This window comes from Pseudobythopirellula maris (genome assembly GCF_007859945.1).
GTDB lineage: Bacteria > Planctomycetota > Planctomycetia > Pirellulales > Lacipirellulaceae > Pseudobythopirellula > Pseudobythopirellula maris.
Genome location: NZ_SJPQ01000001.1, coordinates 1149229 through 1170340 on the forward strand (window position 1 = coordinate 1149229; position 21112 = coordinate 1170340).

13 protein-coding genes and 2 tRNA genes are annotated in these 21112 nt (G+C 63.8%); 10 read left to right on the top strand and 5 right to left on the bottom strand.

Annotated features, from left to right (window positions below):
- Positions 1-1198: 1198 nt before the first annotated feature.
- The 3 genes from rho (at position 1199) to Mal64_RS04290 (ending at position 8724) form a co-directional block, all read left to right on the top strand.
- Positions 1199-2527, top strand: coding sequence for a transcription termination factor Rho (gene rho / locus Mal64_RS04280; protein ID WP_146397387.1), 1329 nt, complete (start codon positions 1199-1201; stop codon positions 2525-2527).
- Positions 2528-2699: 172 nt separating this feature from the next.
- A tRNA-Ser gene (locus Mal64_RS04285) sits at positions 2700-2782 on the top strand.
- Between the two features lie 710 nt (positions 2783-3492).
- Entirely contained in the window at positions 3493-8724 is a 5232-nt protein-coding gene (locus Mal64_RS04290; RefSeq protein ID WP_146397389.1) for a choice-of-anchor Q domain-containing protein, read from the top strand.
- A gap of 132 nt (positions 8725-8856) precedes the next feature.
- On the opposite strand, the gene Mal64_RS04295 is transcribed toward Mal64_RS04290, so the two are convergent.
- A complete protein-coding gene (locus Mal64_RS04295; protein WP_197525439.1) occupies positions 8857-10221 on the bottom strand; it encodes a glucoamylase family protein in 1365 nt (454 codons plus the stop codon).
- A gap of 323 nt (positions 10222-10544) precedes the next feature.
- Here Mal64_RS04295 and Mal64_RS04300 point away from each other — a divergent pair, with 323 nt between their 5' ends.
- The 3 genes from Mal64_RS04300 (at position 10545) to egtB (ending at position 14036) form a co-directional block, all read left to right on the top strand.
- Positions 10545-11144 carry an HAD family hydrolase gene (locus Mal64_RS04300; RefSeq protein ID WP_146397393.1) on the top strand — a complete coding sequence of 200 codons (600 nt, stop codon included), beginning with the start codon at positions 10545-10547 and terminating at the stop codon, positions 11142-11144.
- A 548-nt stretch (positions 11145-11692) separates the two neighbouring features.
- The gene (egtD, locus tag Mal64_RS04305; protein ID WP_146397395.1) at positions 11693-12667 is read left to right on the top strand and encodes an L-histidine N(alpha)-methyltransferase; all 975 of its coding nucleotides are present in this window, start codon (positions 11693-11695) and stop codon (positions 12665-12667) included.
- Positions 12668-12728: 61 nt separating this feature from the next.
- On the top strand, positions 12729-14036 hold the full coding sequence (gene egtB, locus Mal64_RS04310; protein ID WP_146397397.1) for an ergothioneine biosynthesis protein EgtB: 1308 nt from the start codon (positions 12729-12731) through the stop codon (positions 14034-14036).
- Here the strand turns inward: egtB and Mal64_RS04315 are convergent.
- Positions 14011-15324 (bottom strand): esterase-like activity of phytase family protein, encoded by a 1314-nt coding sequence (locus Mal64_RS04315; protein ID WP_146397399.1) that lies wholly within the window; start codon positions 15322-15324, stop codon positions 14011-14013. The two genes, egtB and Mal64_RS04315, sit on opposite strands and share 26 nt — an antisense overlap.
- 249 nt (positions 15325-15573) lie before the next feature.
- Here Mal64_RS04315 and Mal64_RS04320 point away from each other — a divergent pair, with 249 nt between their 5' ends.
- Positions 15574-16023 carry a hypothetical protein gene (locus tag Mal64_RS04320; RefSeq protein ID WP_146397401.1) on the top strand — a complete coding sequence of 150 codons (450 nt, stop codon included), beginning with the start codon at positions 15574-15576 and terminating at the stop codon, positions 16021-16023.
- Positions 16024-16078: 55 nt separating this feature from the next.
- On the opposite strand, the gene Mal64_RS04325 is transcribed toward Mal64_RS04320, so the two are convergent.
- Positions 16079-16152, bottom strand: a tRNA-Val gene (locus Mal64_RS04325).
- A gap of 180 nt (positions 16153-16332) precedes the next feature.
- Between Mal64_RS04325 and Mal64_RS04330 the strand changes: the two genes are divergently transcribed.
- Positions 16333-17319, top strand: coding sequence for an aldose 1-epimerase (locus tag Mal64_RS04330; protein WP_197525440.1), 987 nt, complete (start codon positions 16333-16335; stop codon positions 17317-17319).
- Here the strand turns inward: Mal64_RS04330 and Mal64_RS04335 are convergent.
- Entirely contained in the window at positions 17294-17824 is a 531-nt protein-coding gene (locus tag Mal64_RS04335; protein WP_146397405.1) for a metal-dependent hydrolase, read from the bottom strand. The genes Mal64_RS04330 and Mal64_RS04335 overlap by 26 nt on opposite strands.
- 304 nt (positions 17825-18128) lie before the next feature.
- On the opposite strand from Mal64_RS04335, the gene Mal64_RS04340 reads away from it, so the two are divergent.
- Both Mal64_RS04340 and Mal64_RS04345 read left to right on the top strand, forming a co-directional pair.
- On the top strand, positions 18129-18965 hold the full coding sequence (locus Mal64_RS04340) for a proteasome-type protease (protein ID WP_231993579.1): 837 nt from the start codon (positions 18129-18131) through the stop codon (positions 18963-18965).
- A gap of 153 nt (positions 18966-19118) precedes the next feature.
- The gene (locus tag Mal64_RS04345; RefSeq protein ID WP_146397407.1) at positions 19119-19958 is read left to right on the top strand and encodes a transglutaminase-like domain-containing protein; all 840 of its coding nucleotides are present in this window, start codon (positions 19119-19121) and stop codon (positions 19956-19958) included.
- 256 nt (positions 19959-20214) lie between these two features.
- Here the strand turns inward: Mal64_RS04345 and Mal64_RS04350 are convergent, their stop codons facing one another.
- Positions 20215-21111: a glycoside hydrolase family 16 protein gene (locus Mal64_RS04350; RefSeq protein WP_231993580.1), complete on the bottom strand. Its 897-nt coding sequence runs from the start codon at positions 21109-21111 to the stop codon at positions 20215-20217.
- Position 21112 lies beyond the last annotated feature (1 nt).

A 21112-nucleotide genomic window follows, 5' to 3' on the forward strand; every position in this document is an offset into this window, starting at 1 on the left:
TACTCCTTTGCGTGCGGTGGGCAGCAGTGGCTCGCCCTTCGCCACACCCGTCAGTGCTGAAATGCGTAGCCGCGGGGGGGCCCTCGGAAGAGGGGCTTTCTTAAGCTCGATTCGGCCAGACGTTCTGAAGTTTTCGACCAGCGAGTATCGACCGCTGGCGTTTTCTCTAGCCGGCCTTGGCCATGCCTTGGCGATAGAGATTCGTGGTCGATCGGGCGAAAATCCCCCCCAAGATTGCCAGGGGAACTCGCGAACTGGACTGTAATACAGGTCAGAAACGGGCTAACCATCCGTTTGGACCACCCGGGGCCCCTACGTCGGGCCCCGTCGCCCCGCCGGCCGCATGAAGCGTTCGCCGTGCCGTTTGTTGGCTGCCGCTATCGGCGCTTTGCGAACCGGCGTCCTGCTTTACAGGGTCTAGGGGGGTGTTCGTTTGAAGTTAGGCATCAGGCCCTAGCGCTGATGCCATGGAGTCCCCCCTGCCCGGCCAAGATCCGTGCAAACACGACTCACAGAGTGATGCGCCGAGGGGCGCAGGCGTGTGGCCAATGGCCTGATGACGCATCAACGCACGCTCGTTGACTGCCCGCAGGTTTGCCGCAAGAGGAGAATTGACTCCCACGTGAGCCAATCCACCAGAAAGCCAATCCACCAGAAAGCAGAGTGGGCCCATTAAGCCGAGCGGATGCTGATCCCACCCGTGCAGCGCTTTGAGGCAAGTCAAGCACTAGCGAGCGACGCCCGCTGCGAATTGACCACACGATGGGATCCTGCGGCGCCAGACGGTGAAGCCAAACAGCGAAGCCATGGCGGCTCGCTGCGACACGGATGACATTTTTTCACGACGGACCAGGAAGGCCAGTCTCAACGCGATCGAGCGATCAGACGGCGATTGGCCCCAGCGCCTGCACCCAGCCAAAGTTCACCCCCCACAAGGTGGCGAGCCCCCCACGAAGCGCACGCCTGACCACGACGCCAGCTTCGCAACACATTCTTGACGGGTTTTCTTTTGAAGGCCGCTCTTCTGCGGACCTTACCCCCACACCTCGATACCGACTGGCCTGAACCCACAGGCTCATTCCCAGCAACAGCCCTATCCACAAGTCGGCCCCCTTCGCACGGCGGCCCACTCCCTCCGGACGCCACACACCGCGTCCCAACACGAATTCAGCAGGGGAGCCTTACTCCCCGATCAAGCATGGCTAAGAAAAATCGCTCTGGCGGACGTTACCGCGGCGGCAACAAGAACAACAACCAAGGCAACCGCAACAACGGCCAACAACGCGGCGGCCGCCGGCGTGGTGGTGGCGGAGGCGGCGGTGGCGGTGGTGGTGGCGCCAACAACGGCGGCTACAACGGCCAAGACAATCCCCAAAATTACATGGGGGACGACGGCAAGCCGTTGCCGCTCACGCCCGGCTCCGGCGTGCTCGAGATGCACCCCAACGGCTACGGCTTTCTCCGCGACCCGGCCACCAACTTCACCCGCGAGCGGACCGATCCCTTCGTGCCCGGCACGATGATCGAGAAGTACGGCCTCCGCGAAGGTCTGCTGCTCTCCGGCATGGTGCAGCACCAGCGCCGCGGCCAGGGGCCGCGGTTGCGTGAGCTGCTCGACGTCGAAGGCGCGGCGCCCGACGACTACACCAACGTCAAGAAGTTCGAAGACCTCACGCCCATCACCCCCGAAGAGTGGATCCGGCTCGAGACCGAAGCCGAGCCGATCAGCACGCGTGTGGTCGACCTCCTGGCGCCTCTCGGCAAGGGCCAGCGGGCGCTCGTGGTCGCCCCGCCCCGCACCGGCAAGACCGTGCTGATGCAACAGATCAGCCACGCCGTCTCGACCAACCACCCCGACATCGCGGTCATCGTGCTGCTCATCGACGAGCGGCCTGAAGAGGTGACCGACATGAAGCGCAACGTCGCCGGCGAGGTGTTCGCCTCGAGCCTCGACTGCGACGTCGAGTCGCACGTGCGTCTCTCGCAACTCACGATCGAGCGTTGCCGCCGGCTCGCCGAGATGGGCAAGGATGTGTTCCTCTTGATGGACTCGATCACGCGTCTCGCCCGGGCCTTCAACAAGTGGGTCGGCAACACCGGCCGCACGATGAGCGGCGGCGTCGACATCAAGGCGATGGACATCCCCAAGAAGCTGTTCGCCACGGCCCGCGCCTTCGAAGAGGGCGGCTCGCTGACCATCGTAGGCACCGCGTTGATCGACACCGGCAGCCGCATGGACGAGCTGATCTTCCAAGAGTTCAAGGGCACCGGCAACATGGAGCTCGTCTTAGACCGCAAGCTCTCCGACCGCCGCATCTGGCCGGCCATCGACATCGGCCAGTCCGGCACGCGTCGCGAGGAGAAACTGCTGCCGGCCGAGACCCTGCACGCCGCCACGATGCTCCGCCGCACTCTCAGCAGCATGCACCACGTCGACGCCATGGAGCAGCTCACCTCGAAGCTCGGCAAGTACAAGTCGAACAACGAGTTTATCAACCTGATCCAAGGCGCCCGGGCGATGGACTGAGGCGGATTGAAACTTTGGCGGTCCGCGGCCATGATTTGAGCCGCGTTCTCGTTCGGCCCCTCGGCTTGCCCCAAGCCGAGGATCGCCAGGCCACCGAGAAAACGCCGCGAGCAACAGCTCGCACAACGCGTGGCGCCATACCGCCTAAGGCGGACACCAGCCACGCAAAAACGGAGGGTAGGCGAATTGGCTAGCGGCCTGATTGGAATTCAGGTGCCGGGAAACCGGTTGCGGGTTCGAGTCCCGTGCCCTCCGCTTTTTTCCTGGGGCTTCATCTTTTCTTCACGCGGCCCTGATCTAAAACAGGCGCCTCTCATCAGGCAAGCCTCCCAGCCCCCTTACTTGCGATAGCAATAGCTGCCGTGCAACCGCGACGAAGTGCGGAAGCACAACGGCTTCGTTGGCGGTTACCGGGTTACGCGGATCTCTTCGAGCGTGCGGCGCAGGAGACCCCGGCCACTTCTCATCCACGCTGACAGCCGACTGCGACATCGCTTCTGATGCAGTAGATGCTGATGTGTGACTGCAAACACTTTCGCGTGTTGCGTCTGGGAACTAAGAACTGACATTGATGCATGGCTGCAAAAGACATCGACCAGAAGCGTTCGCCATCAGTGCGAGACCTGGAAGGTGCGGCGCCACTAGCGTTAGCTCGCGCAGTTTTTGTAAACGACGATAAGATCGGTGATACGCACTTCTGATAAGACTGCCGCCAAACATTCTTTCGTGTGTACCCAGAGTACCGTTTTTATACTGTCTCATTACAAGTGTTGACCACTTGCGCTGTTGCCTTATATTCGGGTCGTTCGGGCACAACATCGCTCCACTTGTCTGCGCACCTCTTGTCTCGCCTGCAACATTCTAGCCAGAGCCAGTTTCGCTGCGTTATGGATGTTTCGTTCCTGGGGGGTTCCCCCTAGAGACACGTCCCTTAGCCACATACTCCATGAGGGAGATAGATTGCTATGCGCCGACTGCCAGCTTCTTGGAGCACCACGCTCACCCAACTCGGATTCAAACGCGCCAAGCCAAGCGGCTCGAATCGCGGCCGCCAACCACGACGCCGCAACTTAAAGATGGAGTCGCTTGAAGACCGCCGCGTGCTGGCGGCGGTCAGCGTGAGCACAACACTGGATATCCTCGACAACGACAGCGACACCAGTTCGATCGCCGCACTGATCTCCACTCCGGGCTCTGACGGCGAGATCTCGTTGCGCGAGGCAATCCTAGCGGCCAACAACACAACGAACGTCAGTGGAAACGACGTCATCGATTTCGACCTGGGCGCCGGGCCGCATGTGCTGAACCTTACCGATGGCGAAATCGATATCACCGACGGGCTCGACATTGAAGGGCTGGGGCGGGATCAGCTATCAATCGTCGCCGATAGCAACTCTCGCATCTTCGAGATCAACAATCTCGCCTCCGGTGTGAGCCACTCTTTCGTGATCGACGGGATCGAGTTCACAGGTGGCGACCGCAGCTCGGGCGGAGCGATCTCGACCAACGAAACGCGTGACATCGACCTGACGATCTCCGACAGCCGATTCGTAGACAACGAGTCTTCCAGCGGCGGGGCGATCTACCATCGCGCGCGGGGCAGCCTGCAAGTGCTTGACACGGAATTCTCTGGCAACTCGGCAAGCGGCGCTGGCGGGGCAATCTATGTCGACAACGCGTCAGGCGGGGTTGTCGACGTATCGATCGAAGGCAGCAGCTTCACTGACAACAGCGCCAACAGCAGTGGTGGCGCCATTTATTACACGGGCGATTCGTCGATCGAAGTCGAGAACAGCTCTTTTGGGAACAGCCACTCGAACAGCGACGGGGGGGCGATCTACGCCAGCTTCAGTGGATCGGCTGTAGCCCCCACGGTCAGCATCATCGATTCATCAATCTCGCACGGCAGCGCCGACCAGGGCGGCGGACTATATGTCAGCCACAGCAGCACATCGGGCGCTGGCGGCGGTGAGACGCTCATCGAGAATTCAAGCATCACCCACAACACCGCGGACGAAGACGGCGGTGGTATCTATGGCTACACCCGCACGGATGACCACGTCTGGAAAATCATTGGTAGCACGATTTCCAGCAACACGGCTGGCGTTTCTTCTGGTGACGGCGGTGGCGTCGCGCTCGACATTTCTTTTAACAGCGTCTACACCCCCGTTGCGTACGGGAACTCGCTGATCATCGATGACTCAGAGATCGCTTTCAACACCGCCCAAGGCTCGGGCGGTGGCGTTTCGGTTTCTACCGGCTACGGACACGCTACGCCGCTTCAGATCAGCGACACGTTCATTACTGGCAACCAGGCAGGCGAGAACGACGCTTTCGATGGCAAAGGCAAAGGGGGTGGACTAAGTCTGGTTGCCTTTGAAGGTGAGCATGTCATAGAGAACAGCAAGATCTCAGGAAATACGGCAGCGCGGTCCATCGACTGGTACAACATTGACGGTCATGGCGGCGGGGTCTTCGCCCAACTCAACGGCAGCGACTATTACGCGGCATCTCCTATCCGCAGCATGCCGGTTGAGCTATCGATCACCGGATCCGATCTATCCGAGAATACATCCGAACACGACGGCGGCGGGCTATACGTATCGACATACAGAAGCATATTCGAGGCGAATGAGCTCATCGACGCCGAAATATCGGTCGCCGACTCGACATTCTTCAACAATACCTCACAACGTGGCGGTGGCATTGCTACATGGCTAGGACATGGCACTACGTTCGACATCGTCGACAGTCGCACGTCAGGCAATAATGCGTACTCGGAAGAAGGTTTTGCGACTTCCGTCCACAAAGGCATCGGCGGCGGTGTATACGCCTACTTCTACAGCGACTCCAGCGGTCTCGACAAACCGAACCTGACCATCGCGGGTTCAACGCTGGATGACAACTCCGCCGATTACCAGGGTGGCGGCATCTTCGCCTGCAGTAAGTACAACGGCGAACTGGTCGTTATCAACTCGACGGTTTCTGGGAACCAAACACTATCCGAGACGAGCGGAGAATCTCAAGGAGGCGGCGTCTGGATCGGCACTTTTGCCGGAGCCTCCGAAAAGATCGACGCTTACTTTACTAACACGACTATCACGCAGAACACCAGCGTCGAAGGCGCTGGTATCTTCACGACCGATGTCGATGGAGCCACAACCCAGGTCAACAACTCGATCGTCTCGGATAACAACGATTACAGCGTATCGCCCGCGCCGAACAACATCGCCGGACGCATCGACTCCGCCGACAGCAGCCACAACCTGGTGGGCGACAGCCCCGACCTGCTGAACATCAGCGGCAGCTCGATCAGCGAGACTACCCTGCCGAACGTAGTGGCGTCAGACACGCCGTTTCTCGGTGAGCTTCGCGACAACGGCGGCCCCACCCCAACCCACGCCTTGCTCGTCGATAGCGCGGCGATCGACAGCGGCTCGGACGCCCTGGCCATCAACCCGGTCACGAGCGTCTCGCTGAACGTCGATCAACGCGGCGTCTCAAGGCCTTACGACATTGCCGGAGTCGGCAACGACGGGACCAACACGGTGGACCGCGGCGCCCTTGAGACGCATTCGACGGGGATCATTGTCGATACGGACGAGGGCGTCGACGACAACGACACGTCGGCAGGCGATCTCAGCCTCCGTGAAGCGATCGAGATCGCCTACAACGAGCCTGGTCATCAGACCATTTACTTCGACCCAACGTTCTTCTCCTCCACCAAGACGATCACGCTAGCCTCGCAACTGTTGATCGATAGCGATCTGACGATCGAAGGCTTGGGCGAAGACCTGATCGTCATCGATGCGAACGGCGCCTCACGCGTCATCGAAGTCGCGTCGGGCGTCGCCGCGACGATCGGCGGAGTCACGATCACCGGCGGCGACACGACTAACGGCGGCGGCGTTTACAACGGCGGCGACCTGACGCTCGACCACGTGGTCATCGAGGACAACACGTCGAGCGTGTTTGGCGGCGGCGTCCATAGCGGGTCAACCGCGACTTCACTGACAATCCGTGACAGCGTCGTCGATAACAACACCGCCGTCATTGGCGGCGGGGCCTCGGCTCAAGCGGGAACACTACTCATCGAACGCAGTTCCTTATCCAGCAACCAGGCGGTCGTGGCCGGTGGCGTAGCCCCTTACGATGCGGTCACCTCGTTTGTGGTCGACTCGAGCACAATCGCCTACAACGAAGCTAGCAACTGGGGCGGCGGCATCCTCGCCCTGCAAATCGATTCCGCCGAGGTCATCAACTCGACGATCTCGCACAACGAATCGCTCAACGGTCCTGGCGGCGGCATTTACATCCAAGAGGTCGTCGATCCGGTTGAGGTCACAAACTCCACGATCGCCTACAACGAGAGCACCCAACTCGGCGCCGGCATCTATCTGAAGTATGTCTATGGGGCCGCGAGCTCGTTGCTTCTCAACAACTCGATTGTTGCGGAGAACAAGATCGGGAGCATCGCGGACGACATCCGTGGAATCATTGACGTCACCAGTTCGAGCAACCTGATCGGATGGCTCAACACGGCGGAACGGACCTTCATCGACCACGGAGAGAACAGCAATCTGATCGGCACCGCGTCGAGCGGCGGCGTGCTCGACCCGCACTTGGCGCCGTTGGGCGATTACGGCGGCGGGACGCTCGCCCACGCCCTTCTTGCCGACAGCGACGCGATCGACAACGCGAACAGCTCGCTCTCCCCCGATGTGGACCAACGCGGCTTCGCCCGCTCCGTCGACGGCGACGGCGTTGGCGGCGCTCAAGACGACATCGGCGCCTACGAGCTGCAGCTCGCGAGCGTCGTCAACACCCCTAAGGACAGGGACATCGAATCGGGCGAGTTGAGCTTGCGTCAAGCCTTGCACGAGGCGGCGATTCGCGACGGCGCCGAGACCATCGATTTCGACTTCCACTTGCTCTGCGTCTCCGACACGATCACGCTCGAGGACCAAACAGGCGACGGCGTTGCGGATCAGTTGGTGGTCGACAGCGACGTGACGATCAACGGCCTCGGATCGGAGTTGCTCACCGTGAGCGGTGACAATGAGACCCGGGTGTTCCACGTCACGGCGGGAACCACAGCCACGATCGAGGGTCTCGCCATCACCGAGGGCTCCGCCGCCGACGGCGCCGGCGTCTACAGCCAGGGCGACCTCACGCTCGACGGCGTCGAGATCCACAACAACGAAGCCGTCAGCTACGGCGGCGGAGTATACAGCTACGGCCAACACGTCAACCTCACGATCCTCAATAGCAACATCCACGACAACGACGCGACGAGCACGACAGCGGGCGTGGGTGGGGGCGTGGGTGGGGGCGTTGCGGTCCAAGGCGGCTACGCCGTGATCGAGCGGTCCTCGATCAACGACAACACCGCCGGCTATTATGGGGGAGGTTTCGCCACTGATGACGAGTACCCGCTGTTAACGCTGGACATCGTTGACAGCACCATCGCCTTGAACACGGCGGCCAACGTCGGTGGCGTAGCGCTGATCCGTGTGGACGACACGGTGATCACCAACTCGACGATCTCGACCAACACCGGCACCAGTGGGTTCGGCGGCCTCTTTTTCTCGAACGCCGATGACGTTCTGATTACCAACGCGACGATCGCGAACAACTTCTCCGATATCTACAGCGGCGTTTACATCGTTTACGGTTCGGACGTGACGCTCAACAACACGATCGTCGCAGGGAACCATGGCACGTCGACCGATTCCGATATCGTGGGGTCGGTCAACACGAGCGACAGCTACAATAACCTGATCGGCCACGCCGCCACGAATGGCGGCCTGACGGATAACAACCAGGGCAACATCGTCGGAGTCGGCGGCTCCGGCACGCTCGACGCGAAACTCGCCGCCCTCGACTTCTACGGTGGGCCCACGATGACCCACGCGTTGCTATCGGGCAGCGATGCGATCGACAACGGCGACGACAGCCTCGCCCCGTTGACCGACCAGCGCGGGTACGCCCGGCCGGTGGACGGCAACAACGATAGCGTCGCTCAATCCGACATCGGGGCTGTAGAGCGAGAAGAAGATTCTCTTCTCGCCATGGCGATGGCTTACCGCGGTGGCGAGGAAGAGGAAGACGATGAGTACGAAGAGAGCGAGTATTCGCTCGGCGAAGAATATTACGAGGCCCTCGATGAGGCTCTGGCCGAATCGGTGGGCGTTTGACACTATCGATTGATACCGCCGCGGCCCGCATCGTGGGGACGCGGCGATTATTCCTTCAAGACCACAGCAGAGGGCGCGGCCAACGCGTCCTCTGCTCTTCTTGCGCGATTGTGCAAGCAAACTTTGATTCGCTCAGTCCGCCGCGCGTTCTTGCCACGCCAAGCGGGCGACGCCCATGCGCGCCACCGGGTGCTCGTGGAACAGACGCCAGAGGAGTCCCGTGCGGGCGTTCTCGATCATCAGCAGCATCGGGCCGACATCGATGCCGATGTACGACTCGGGGGCGTGCAACTGGTCGAGGTTGAAGCTGTCGAGGAAGCCGTAGCCGCCGCGTTCGGGGGTGCGCCACACGAGCGGCTCGCCGCGGCCGTCACGCAGCTTCTTCATCGCCCGCAGGGCGGCCAGGGACTCGTCGGGCAAGAACGGCAACGCCGAGGCGGCCACGTAAGGCGCCACCGTGCCGCCGCGCCAGATATCGAGGCCGCTGTGATTGGGCGTCAGGTCTTGCACCAAATAGCTTTTGGCGCCGGGCGTGTTCAAGCCGAGGCATGGCCCCAAACCCCACAGGTCCGGCCCGAGCGATTTGTACTCCCCCGCCTTCTCGACACAACGCCGTCGGTGCGTGAGGAACGCCCGTCGGGTGTTCTCGAACCAGTCGACCCGCGGGTTCTCTACGCCGAACAGCGAGGGGTCGTCGGGTTCGAAGCGGCGGTAGTCGATCCAGCAGTGCTGGAAGAAGTAAGTGAACATCGTGCCGTTCCAGGAGACGACATAAGGCTCGTCGGTCTCGTGGCGTGCGACCTTGCGTTCCAGCTGGTAATAAGTCTCAGGCGGCAAGGCGTAGTCGGCGTTGGGCGCGGCGACGGCCAGAAAGTAGATGAGCTGCTCCTCGGCGCTGGCGATGTGCCAACTCCATGGGCTCATGCCCCCTGCCCCGGCGACCCCCTCCGGCGAATCGGCCCGCCAGCCGAGCGACAACCGGCCCTGGGGCCCGGTGGCGTAGGCGGACCAATTGGTCTCCTCGACGAGGCGGTCGACGAGCCGCTTGGTCTCGCCGCCAAAGTAGCTGGCGGCGGCCATGGCGCCGGCTTGCAGCAAGGCGTGGTCGACCGTGCTGGCGAAAACCTGCGGCGCGCTCGGTCGCAGGCCGCCGGTGTGTTGGTCAACGAAGTGTAGGTAGAGCCCGTGCCTCTTGTTGTCGTCGCGATCGACGATCGCGCTAAGCACCGACTCGGCGCGTTGCTGGGCCTCGTCGCGTGTGACCCAGCCGCGCTCCACGCCGATCGGCAACGCCGAGAGTTGGAAGCCGACCGCGGCGACGCTGGAGATGTTGGTGTCGAGCCGGTCGCGGACCAAGCCGGCGGGCGCGCCGACTTCGTTCCACAGATAAAGAAAGCAGCCACGCTGCGTCTCGTCGAGCAATCGTCGGTCGCGATCGCTGAGGCTTTTTTCGTCGAAGTGCTGCGGCCCGCCAGCGGCCAGTACGTCTTGCGCCACAGCCGCCTCCACGCCGCCCAGCGATGCCGTCCAGGCCAAGCATGCCCAGCACGCCAGAAGTGTTCGGGTTGACCAAGAAAATTTCATGCCGTGAGGAGGCTAGCTCGCGGCGAGTTGGGTGTCAAATACGCTAGCTACCCTAATGCGTAGCGCACCGAGAATCGCCCTGTGAGAGACCGCAGGAAGGCATAAAACTGCATGCCAACCGACCAACCGCCGGCCCGTTGGTCGTCGCCAGACCATGGGGATCGCGGTAAGATGGGATTCCCCGTTTGCGGCCGCGTAGCCGCCCCCGCCCGCCTCGCAACCCATTCCCGCTAGTTATGCTCCCGCTCCCTCCCGAGACCGAAGCGATCCTGTTCGACGTCGACGGGACGCTGATCGATTCGATGCCGCTGCACATCGTCGCCTGGAACCAGGCCCTCGAGCCGCACGGCGTGCAGACGCCTGACGGGTTTATTGACGAACACGCCGGCCGACCGACCGACGTGATCGTCGGCATCCTCAACCAGATGTTCGGCACGACGATCGACCCTGCACCGTTCACCGTGGAGAAGGAGCGGCTCTTCATCGAACTGCTCCCCGAAGCCAAGCCGATCGACCAAGTGGTTGCGACCGCACGAGAGCACGAGGGCAAGATCGCGATGGGCGTGGTCTCGGGCGGCGTGCGTGAGATCGTCGATGCGAATCTCAAAGCGATCGGCCTGGAGGGATTCTTCCCCGTCATCGTCACGGCCAGCGACGACGTGGCGCCCAAGCCCTCGCCCGACATCTTCCTCGAGGCGGCCCGCCGACTCGGGGTCGCCCCGGAACGCTGCCACGTGTTCGAAGACGCCGACATGGGCTTGGAGGCCGCCCACGCGGCGGGCATGACCGCCACCGACGTTCGCGAGGTGCTCGCCGCAGCCCGCTCGGCGGGCTAACCCCATCGATGAGCTGCTCTTTTCCGCCAGAGTCGACTTTTCGGAGTGCGGGCAATTTGCTGGCGAGACTTTGCTCATGGGTTACTGGTGAGTTTTTCAAGTTCACTGTATTGAAGCAGCGGCTCGCCTACGATGGCTTAGAGCGGTTTTCGAATTGGTGTGGACGAGCGGGGAAGCGATTGGTGGCGTGGCGAGGAAGCCGAAGCAGGCAATGCGGTGCATTGTCGATGCAGGCTGACGAAGCCATGACGCCGATCGCGAGCCGAGCGTCTACACCTATGAGCAAACCGCTCTAGCCGTGTGCTGCTTCCATGGTGAGGGAATATCGCCATACTGGCGTGAGGTAGCTTTGTGTAGCTGAGCGCCGAGAAAGTTGGCGATTCAGTCCATTGGCGAATTGCGGAGCAGACCTAAAGTTGCTTCGTTGCCGCCGCACTGGAGAGCAAAGCCCCCGCAGGTGCGACCACATTGGCACGCTTTTTGTAGAAGTGAGTCCGTCTACAAGAACACCTGGCCGCTCCTCTCACCTCGCTCACGGATTTCCACACATGGCCGAAGCCTCCAGCGGTGCTGCACAGATTGGCTTCTCTCCCGCCGCCGGGGTGTTCTACGAAGAGGTTGAACAGGGGCTGCGGTCGTCGCCGCGCACACTGCCTTGCAAGTATTTTTACGACGCCCAAGGCTCGCAGCTATTCGATGCAATCTGCGAGCTGCCCGAGTATTACGTCACTCGCACCGAGTTGGAGATCATGCGGCGTCACGCCGGCGAGATGGCCGAGCGGATCGGGCCGGGCGTGATGCTCATCGAGTACGGCAGCGGCAGCAGCGTGAAAACCCGTTTGTTGCTCAGCCAGCTCGATCGCCCTGCTGCCTACGTGCCCGTCGACATTTCAGGCGATCACCTGCTTTCGACGTCCGAGCGGCTGCGCGTAAGTTACCCACAAATCGAGATATTGCCGGTCTGCGCCGACTTCACGGAGTCGTTCGCCCTGCCCCGGCCCTCGACGCGGCCGACGCACAATGCGGTTTACTTTCCGGGTTCCACAATCGGCAACTTCCATCCGGCGGCGGCCAGCCGGATGCTCCGCACGATCGTCGAACTTTGCGGCTGTGGGGGCGGATTGCTCATCGGCGTCGACTTGCAGAAAGACCCCGCGGTTTTGATGCGGGCGTACGACGACTCGCAAGGAGTGACCGCCGCCTTCAATCAGAACCTGCTCCGCCGGATCAACCGTGAGCTCGACGCGAACTTCGAGCTCGACGCTTTCGAGCACCAATCTTACTACGACACCGAATCGCACCGCATCGAGATGCGGCTGGTGAGCCGCTGCGACCAGGCCGTGACGATCGGCGGCGAGGAGTTCGGCTTCGACCGCGGCGAGTCGATCCGCACCGAGTGCTCTTACAAGCACACCGTGGAGGGCTTCGCCCAACTCGCCAGCGAAGCAGGGCTCGCGCTCCGCGAGAGCTGGACCGACGACGACGAGCGTTTCGCCGTGTTGCACTTGGTTGTCGCCGATTGATCTGTCGCCGAAGCGGTACGCCCCGACCTTTCCCTACGCCACGAACCTTGTGAGGCTTGTGATGTCGGTTCTTCAGACCAGCGCCCCCGCCCAGTTGACGCTCGCCGAACGCTACCGCGCGGTCCGTGGCTTCAGCGAACAGCTTGCGGCCCCGTTGTCGGCGGAAGATTGCGCGATGCAATCGGCGCCCGACGCGAGCCCCACCAAGTGGCACTTGGCACACACGACATGGTTCTTCGAAACGTTCGTCCTCGGCGAGCGGCAGGGCTACGAGCCCTTTTGTCCCGCGTACCGCTACCTCTATAACTCGTACTACAACGCGGTCGGCAATCAGTTCCCGCGTCCGCAGCGTGGGCTGCTGTCGAGGCCGTCGCTCGCCGAGGTCGAGGCGTACCGCTCGCACGTCGACGCCGAGATGAACGAGCTCTTCGACTCGGGCGCCTTCGGCTGCGACGAAGAGGCGCAGGCCGCCCGCGTGATCGAGATCGGCTTGCAGCACGAGCAGCAGCACCAGGAGCTGATCCTCACTGACATCCAGCACGCTCTGTCGATCAACCCGCTTCAACCAGTTTATCGGGAGGGCGATTTCCTCGCGTCTGGACCGGCGCCGGCGCCGCGGTGGGTTGCTTTTGACGAGGGTGTGCGAACGATCGGGCACGTCCCCGCCGCCGAGGGCGCCGGCTTTGCCTTCGACAACGAGTCGCCGCGCCACCGGGTCTTCTTGGAGCCGTTCGAGCTGTGCGACCGGCTCGTGACTTGCGGCGAGTACCTCGAGTTTATCGAGGACGGCGGCTACCGGCGGCCCGAGCTCTGGCTGTCGCTCGGCTGGGCCGCCGTGCAAGAACACGCCTGGCGGGCGCCGGCCTACTGGCGCCGAAGCGACGAAGAGTGGCGTCGTTTCACGCTCGCCGGAGAGCGCCGGCTGGACCCGCACCAACCGGTCGCCTGCCTCAGCTACTTCGAGGCGGACGCCTACGCCCGCTGGGCCGGCGCCCGGCTACCGACCGAGGCCGAATGGGAGGTCGCCGCTAGCGCACAGACGACGGGCGCGCCCACGGGTCGGTTTGTCGACGGCGCCTGGCAGGCCGGCGAGGCGATTTGCCCACGCCGCCAAGACGGCGTCACGACCCCGCTGCGTGAGTGCTTCGGCGAGGTGTGGCAATGGACCTCAAGCTCGTACTCGCCCTATCCCGGCTACACGGCTCCCGACGGCGCCCTGGGCGAGTACAACGGCAAGTTCATGTGCAACCAGTACGTGCTGCGCGGCGCCTCGTGCGCCACATCGTCGTCGCACGCGCGGCTCAGCTACCGCAACTTCTTCGCCCCCGAGGCACGCTGGCAGTTCAGCGGCTTGCGCCTCGCCAGGTAGTCGCGACCGAGATCGCGGCGAGCAGCACTACAACTACGCCCGCGGGTTCGGGGACCGTCGTCGCGGCCGGCGGTGCGTAGTTGTCTCGCCAGACAGTGAAATCGGCGGCGTCGACCACGCCGTTCGCGTTGCCGTCGGCCCCCGCGCCGCCATGCTCGTTGCCGGCGGGCATGGTGAGCCCGAAGCTGCCCCGCCAGGCGGCCAAGTCGGCGAGGTCGACCTCGCCGTCGCCGTCGTAGTCGCCCGGCAGGCTGGGCTTGGGCGGCGCGAGTTCGAAGGCGATGACCGTGTTGTCGCTCACGGGGTCATCCCCCCCCGAATCATCGACGACACCCATGACCAACCAAGAGCCGTTTGCAAGTCGCGGGCCGAGCGTGATCCCTTCCAAATTCTGCCCCACCGACGACCCCGCCGGCTTGCTGTAGAGGCTGGTCTTGCCGACCGGCGTGTAAATCTCGCCAGTGAGGCCGGAATCGTAGACCGCGTCCGAGATGTCGGTCGCCCCCTCGAAGTCGACGAGGAACATGCCGCTGACATAGACGGGCGAAGCCAAACCGGCGAACGAGCGTTCTAGCGTCAGCAGCGAGCCGTCTGGCAAAGCCATCAAGTCCGACAGCCCCCGCCGCGGGGTGGCGCCGAAGCCGATCGCGTGGATCGGTTCGACCTGGTAGGCGTACTGCTCGGCGGCCGCCCAGTCGACGCCGCCGCCGGCGAATCGCTGCAAGCGGACCGTTGTGCCGGCCGAGCCGCTCGCCAGCGGCCCGTCGATCGTCAGCGCTTCCTCGTTGCCGGTCCACAGCGTGTGACCGTCGCGCGACAAGGCGAGCGACTCCAGCCCTTTGTTCGAACGCCGGTGCGAATAAACCGCCGGCATGTCGACCACGCCGGCCGCGGCGCCGCTCGATAGGTCGTAAGCCCGCACGCCGGGCGTGGTCTCTTCGCTGAAGAGCGCCAGGCCATCGCCGAGGGCGGCGACGCCCTCGAAGTCGAGTGAATTGGCCAGCGTGACGCTCGAGACCGCGGTGGCCGCGTTGATCGTCCCGCCGGCCGTCGCCGAGACATCGAAATTGACCACGCGGCCCCCGGAGTCTTGCACCGCCGCGAACCGCAGCAGATTCCCCTCCACGCCGAGATACGTCACGCCGCTCATCTCGGCGACGTTGGGCACGAGGTTCGTGTCCAACACGACCGCCCCGCGATCGACGATCGACCAAGTGGTAGCGTGCGCTGGCGTGGCCGCCAGGAGCAAGACGCCTACAGCGACAGCGGTGCGAATCGATCGGATCATAAAGCCGTTGCTAGCTAACGTGGTCCGCGGAGAGATGAGCCCAAGTGACGCAGTCGGCCATTGTAGTCCGAAACCCGCAAGCACGCCCGCCAACCGCTGGTCCCGACGGCGAAACGGCGTTTCCGCTGCTCCGCCAGGCGCTCACCAATTATCCCGAGATGGCTAGAATGGCTAGTCCTGCGAAGCGGCTACTAGCAATCGGCTGCCCCGCCGCTTGGAGCTGTGGACGGTGTGGCAAGGAGAGACTCTATGGATTCACGACGACACGGAGGTCAGCCGCTGGGCTACCCGCCCACCGCACCGCTCGAGGAGCCGCAGGGGCCTCGCTACCGCCCGGGGACGCCGCTGTTTGACCTGTGGGTGTGGTCCTGTCGCCTGCGGCGGTGGTCCAACCGCAGCCACTGGAAGGCGACCGAGTACGACGGCTCGACGCTAGACCCCGACGACCGCGCCGCCGCCGCGTTGGACGCGCTCGCCAACGATTGGCCGGGGTTGGTGGAAGAGGTCCGCCTGCGCCACCGCAACTCATCGTCGCACTGGCGACGGGCTCTCGAGACCCCCGACGAGCAGCATCAGGCTTCGTACCTCGACGCCGTGGAGCTGATGTGGCGCCGCATCCGCGTGGTCTGCGACCTCATCGCCGAACAACAGGATCACGCCCCCCGAGAAACGCCCCAGGGATCGCCGCGGCCAAAGTGAGACTCGTCCGGCACGGCGTGCGGGCTTATAGACAGCCTGCGAGAAAGAAAATTAGTGGGCGATGAGGGACTCGAACCCCCGACATTCTCGGTGTAAACGAGACGCTCTAGCCAACTGAGCTAATCGCCCCTGTCCTATGGGGACGGCCGTTGGGCCGCCTGTCGTGTTGAGAGTAATTGGCGGTGAAAGCGGCTGTCAATCGGGCGGCCCAGATTCGTCGCGGCGCCCGTGGCGGTTCGGGGCGATCAGCGGCATACTGTCGGCCAGCGCCGCCCAGGCCCCCACCCCCCGACCGAGCCGAGAAGCATGATGCCCACCGACCCTTCCGCTAAGAATGAAGCGATCGAAATCCGCGACCCCGCCTCGGGCGCCACGGCCCGCGTGTTGCCCTGCCTCGGCTTCAACTGCTTCAGCTGGCGGGCGCCGGTGGGCGACACCCAGCCGCGCGAGCTGCTGTGGGCCGAGCCCGGGTTCGAGTCGGGCGACAAACGGCACTCGCGGAGCGGCATCCCCTTGCTGTTCCCCTTCCCCGGCCGCATCGGGGGCGCCCGCTTCGAGTTCGAGGGCCAAACCTACGAGCTCGAGCCGGGCGACCCGCACGGCAACGCGATCCATGGTTTCGCGGCCAACCGGCCGTGGCGGGTGATCGATCAACAGGGCGACTGCGTCACGGCCGAATTCCGCCACTCACAAGACGCCGCCGACGCGGTGGGCCAGTGGCCGAGCGACTACTTGCTGACGGCCAGTTATCAAGTCGCCGGGGGCCGCCTGAGGTTCACCCTGCGGGCGGAGAATGTCGGCGACGGGCCGCTGCCGTTCGGCTTTGGCACGCACGCGTACTTCCGCCTGCCGCTGGCCGAGGTGGCCGATCCGGAGGCGACGGTCGTGCGAGCGCCGGTCGGCGAGCAGTGGACGCTAAGCGAGATGCTGCCCACCGGCGAGACGGTCTCGGGCAAAGACTCGCTGCTGGTCGAGGGCGCCCCGCTCGCAGGGCGTGGGTTCGACACGGTGTTCACGCTCTCGTCGCAAATGGCGGCCGGCCAGCCGACAGGGCCGCTGGTCACTTCGCTCGTCGACTCGGGGAGCGGCCGCGAGGTGCGGCAGACGTTCGACGAGTCGATGACCTGCTGCGTGGTTTACACGCCCGACCACCGTGAGGCGATCTGCCTCGAGCCCTACACCTGCGTGCCCGATCCCTTCGCACTTGAGTCCCGCGGCGTGGCGGCCGGTCTGCGGGTCCTTGCGCCGGGCGAGGTCTATGAGACCGAGATCACCCTCGAGGCGGTGGTGGCGTGACGGCTAATCGCCGCCGGGTCGCAATCCACACCACCGCGAGCAACACGCCATAAGCGGCCAGCTCGACGGCGAACACGCGCAAATTGAATAGGCTCAGCAATGGGCTCAGCTGCATGTGAGAGAAGCAGGGAATCGGCATCGCCAGCCTGCCGTCGCCCAGCGGCCAGAACATCGCCAGGCCTTTGCCGTGGCTGTAGAACGTGTCGAGCAGCAAGTGGCTGAGCCACGCCGCGGCGGCGCCCGCGTAGACCGTGGCGCAAAGGCGGCTGCGGCGGTCGACTTGCCGCACCGCCACAACGCCCGCCGCGATCGCCAGCAGGGTGACCAGCAGGCTGTGGCTTACTTGGTAGCGCTCGTGGCCCCAGCCCGGCAGCGGGGCGTCGGGGGCGTTGGCCAGCAAGACGAAGACGAAAAGTGAGATCGCCCGCACACGTGGCGCCCATTCGTGCGGAGTGGCGAGTCTGCCGATCGCCAGCCCGGTCAAGGTGTGTCCCACAGGGCTCATGCCGGCCTCAGAGATTGCCAAAGGTTGTATCACTAGCGGTGAGATGCCCCGGCTCGCGGCTGAGTTCCACACGATCAATCAGGCCTGGCGCCGCTCATCGGGTAGTCGGCGTGGGGCGTAGTGGACTCGTTTTGAGGCCCCAACGGACTGGCACGCCGCTTGCTACTGACGATTCTCTCGAGCCGATTCGTCGTGCCTCCGACTACCAACGACCACATGAAGCGGCTCTATTGACGCCCATCACGAGTCCGAATAGCCCTCGCAATCCCGTCGCCTTTCAATTTCAAGCCGATATAACTAGCCCATGACGTTTTGTGTAGGAATCGAGGTCCGTGAGGGGATTGTCGCCCTGGCCGACACCCGCATCGTGCGCGGCAGTGAGCACGTGAACAAGCAGAAGATCGGTACGCTGCAACACGGCGACCGTTCGGTTTTCACCATGACCAGCGGGCTCCGCTCGGTCCGTGACAAAACGCACTGCTATCTCGAGGAAGTGTTGCGCTGTGGCGATCGCAGCGAGATGCGGCGGCTGTACGAGTTCGCCAACCTGTTCGGCGAACAGCTCCGCCGGGTGAAGGCGGAGGACGGCCCGTCGCTCTCCTCGACCGGTCACTCCTTCAATCTGCACGCCATCCTTGGAGGCAGGCTGGCCGACGACGAGCGGCCTCGGCTGCACTACGTTTACCCCGAGGGCAACTGGGTCACCACGGCCGAGGACTCGCCCTACTTCATGATCGGACGGACGTACTACGGCAGGCCGATCCTCGACCGTTTGCTCGACTACGAAACGCCGCTCCGCTCGGCGGTGGCCCTGGCCGTGATGGCGTTCGACGCCACACGGTCGAGTGTGACCGACGTCGGCTTCCCGATCGACGTGGCCGTGCTGGCCGCCAACCAGCACCACCCGACGATCGTGCGTTACTCCGAATCCGATTTGGCCGAGACCACCCAGTGGTGGGCGCAACGGCTCAAGCAGTCGCTCGCCGAGTTGCCGGTCGGCTGGGCCGATCCTTTGCTGAGCAGCCAGATCATACAAGACAATCAGAACGTGCAGACCAACCAGAGCGGACCCAATGGCCCGAACATCGCTGGCCCGAACGCCGTCGGCCCGAACGCCGGTGGTCAGCCCGTCGTCAATTAGCCAGTCGCCAATCAGAACCAGAACATCCAACCGAGCTGAGCTTTACCATAGGCAAAGAGAGAACGGTCTTTAGGCGGAACCCGAATCTCACACGCCGCGTACCAACCACCTTTATCACGAGCGTCAAACCGCTCCCGCCACAAGTCGAGTCCCATGAGCAAAATCCAAGTCCGCACCACGCTGATTTACGAAGTCCGTCAGCCGACAAACTTCCTGTTCAACATCGGCGTCGAGCAGTCGGACTACCAACGCTGCCTCGAGGAGCATTTCACCAGCAACCCCGAGGTACCGATCGAGGCGTGCAACGTGGGGGCCGAGGGCAACCGGCTCCACCGGGCGTTTGTTCAGCCGTGCGAATTGCGTATCGACTACTCGGCGCTCGTTGAGCTCACCCCCGAGGTCGACACCAGCTGCGAGGTCGGCGAGACCGACATCTCGCAGCTCCCCCCGCAGGTGCTGCCGTACCTCAACCCGAGCCGCTACTGCGAGAGCGACCTGCTCGCGCGGTTCGCTTTCGAGGAATTCGGCCAGTTGCCGCGCGGCTACCAACGGGTCCAGGCGATCGCCGATTGGGTGAACGACCACCTCGACTACGAGCCCGGCACGACGAGCGGCACGACCACCGCCGCCGACGTGCTGCTGCAACGCGCCGGCGTCTGCCGCGACTACGCCCACTTGGCGGTGGCGCTCTGCCGCGGCATCGGGGTGCCGGCTCGGTACTTGGCGGCGTACGCGGTCGACTTGCAGCCGCCCGATTTTCACGGCGTGTTCGAGGCGTTTCTCGACGGCCACTGGTACCTGTTCGACGCCACACGCTTGGCGCCCGTGCAAGGCTTTGTGCGCATCGGCACCGGCCGCGACGCGGCCGACGTGGCCTTCGCCACCCTCAACGGCGTGGCGATCCTGCAAGAAAAGACGGTGACAACCGTCTGGGCAGACGACGCGCCGCACCAAGACCCGCCGCCGGCCGACGAGGCCATCGCGACCGCTTGAGGCCAGGCCGTTAGATCGCACTACCGCTAGCCGTAGCGTTGTTTTCGCCTTATCGACGTCGAATCACACCGCCACACACGCTACGCATCCGTGCGATCCGCACTAGAGCGGTTTGCTCATAGGTGTAGGCGCTCGGCTCGCGATCGGCGTCATGGCTTCGTCAGCCTGCATCGACAATGCACCGCATTGCCTGCTTCGGCTTCCTCGCCACGACCCCAATCGCTTCCCCGCTCGTCCACACCAATTCGAAACCGCTCTAGCGGTCGACGGCTGGGAGCTGCTGGTACACGCGGACGTAGTCGATCGAGTACCTCGAGGGGAACCGCGAGCCGCTCGGATCGCCGCCGTTGGTCCCGCCCACCGCGAGGTTGAGGATCAGGTAGTGCGGCTGGCTGAATGGGTTCTGACCCGATTCGCCCCCGCCGTCGGCGTCGCTCACACGGATCTCGTTCAGCAGTCGGTCGTCGACCGAGAGCCGGATGCTCTCGGCGTCCCAGTCCATGCGCCACACGTGGAAACGATCGGCCCATCCGGCGCCTAGCTCCTCGATCGGCAGACGCGATTCGTCCCACACCACACGCGGCCGCTCGCCACGCCAGGCGGCGTTTGCGAGTATCTCGCCCCGGTAGTACTCCATCAGGTCGATCTCACCACAGGCGGGCCAATGGCCGCTCTCGCCGAGCGTCCAGATCGCCGGCCACATGCCGGGTTGGGCGTCGATCTTCGCCTTCACCTCAAGCCTGCCGTAACGCCAGGCGTGCTTGCCGCGTGTCGTCAGAGACGCGGAGCTGTATTCGGCGTGGGAGCGGCGGGCCGCCCACCGCCGCTGACGCGACGAGGCCTCGGGGTCGTGCCCCGGATTGGGCACGCGCTCGCGGCGCGCCTCGATCACGAGCACGCCGTCTTCGCATCGGGCGTTGTCGGGCTGGTACCACTGCAGCTCGCGATTCCGGACAAAGCCGCGCTCGCAGCCCCAATGTTGCGGGTCGGGCGAGCCATCCGTGTCGAACTCGTCCGACCAAAGGAGCCGCAGGTTCTCGTCTTGCTGGGGGGCTGTCGCCCAGGCCGCACTCGCTGACGCTAGCAAGGCCGCTGTGGCGAGAGCCCCCAACAGCGCAATGACGCGGCTGGCCGGTAGTCGATTGCGATTCATC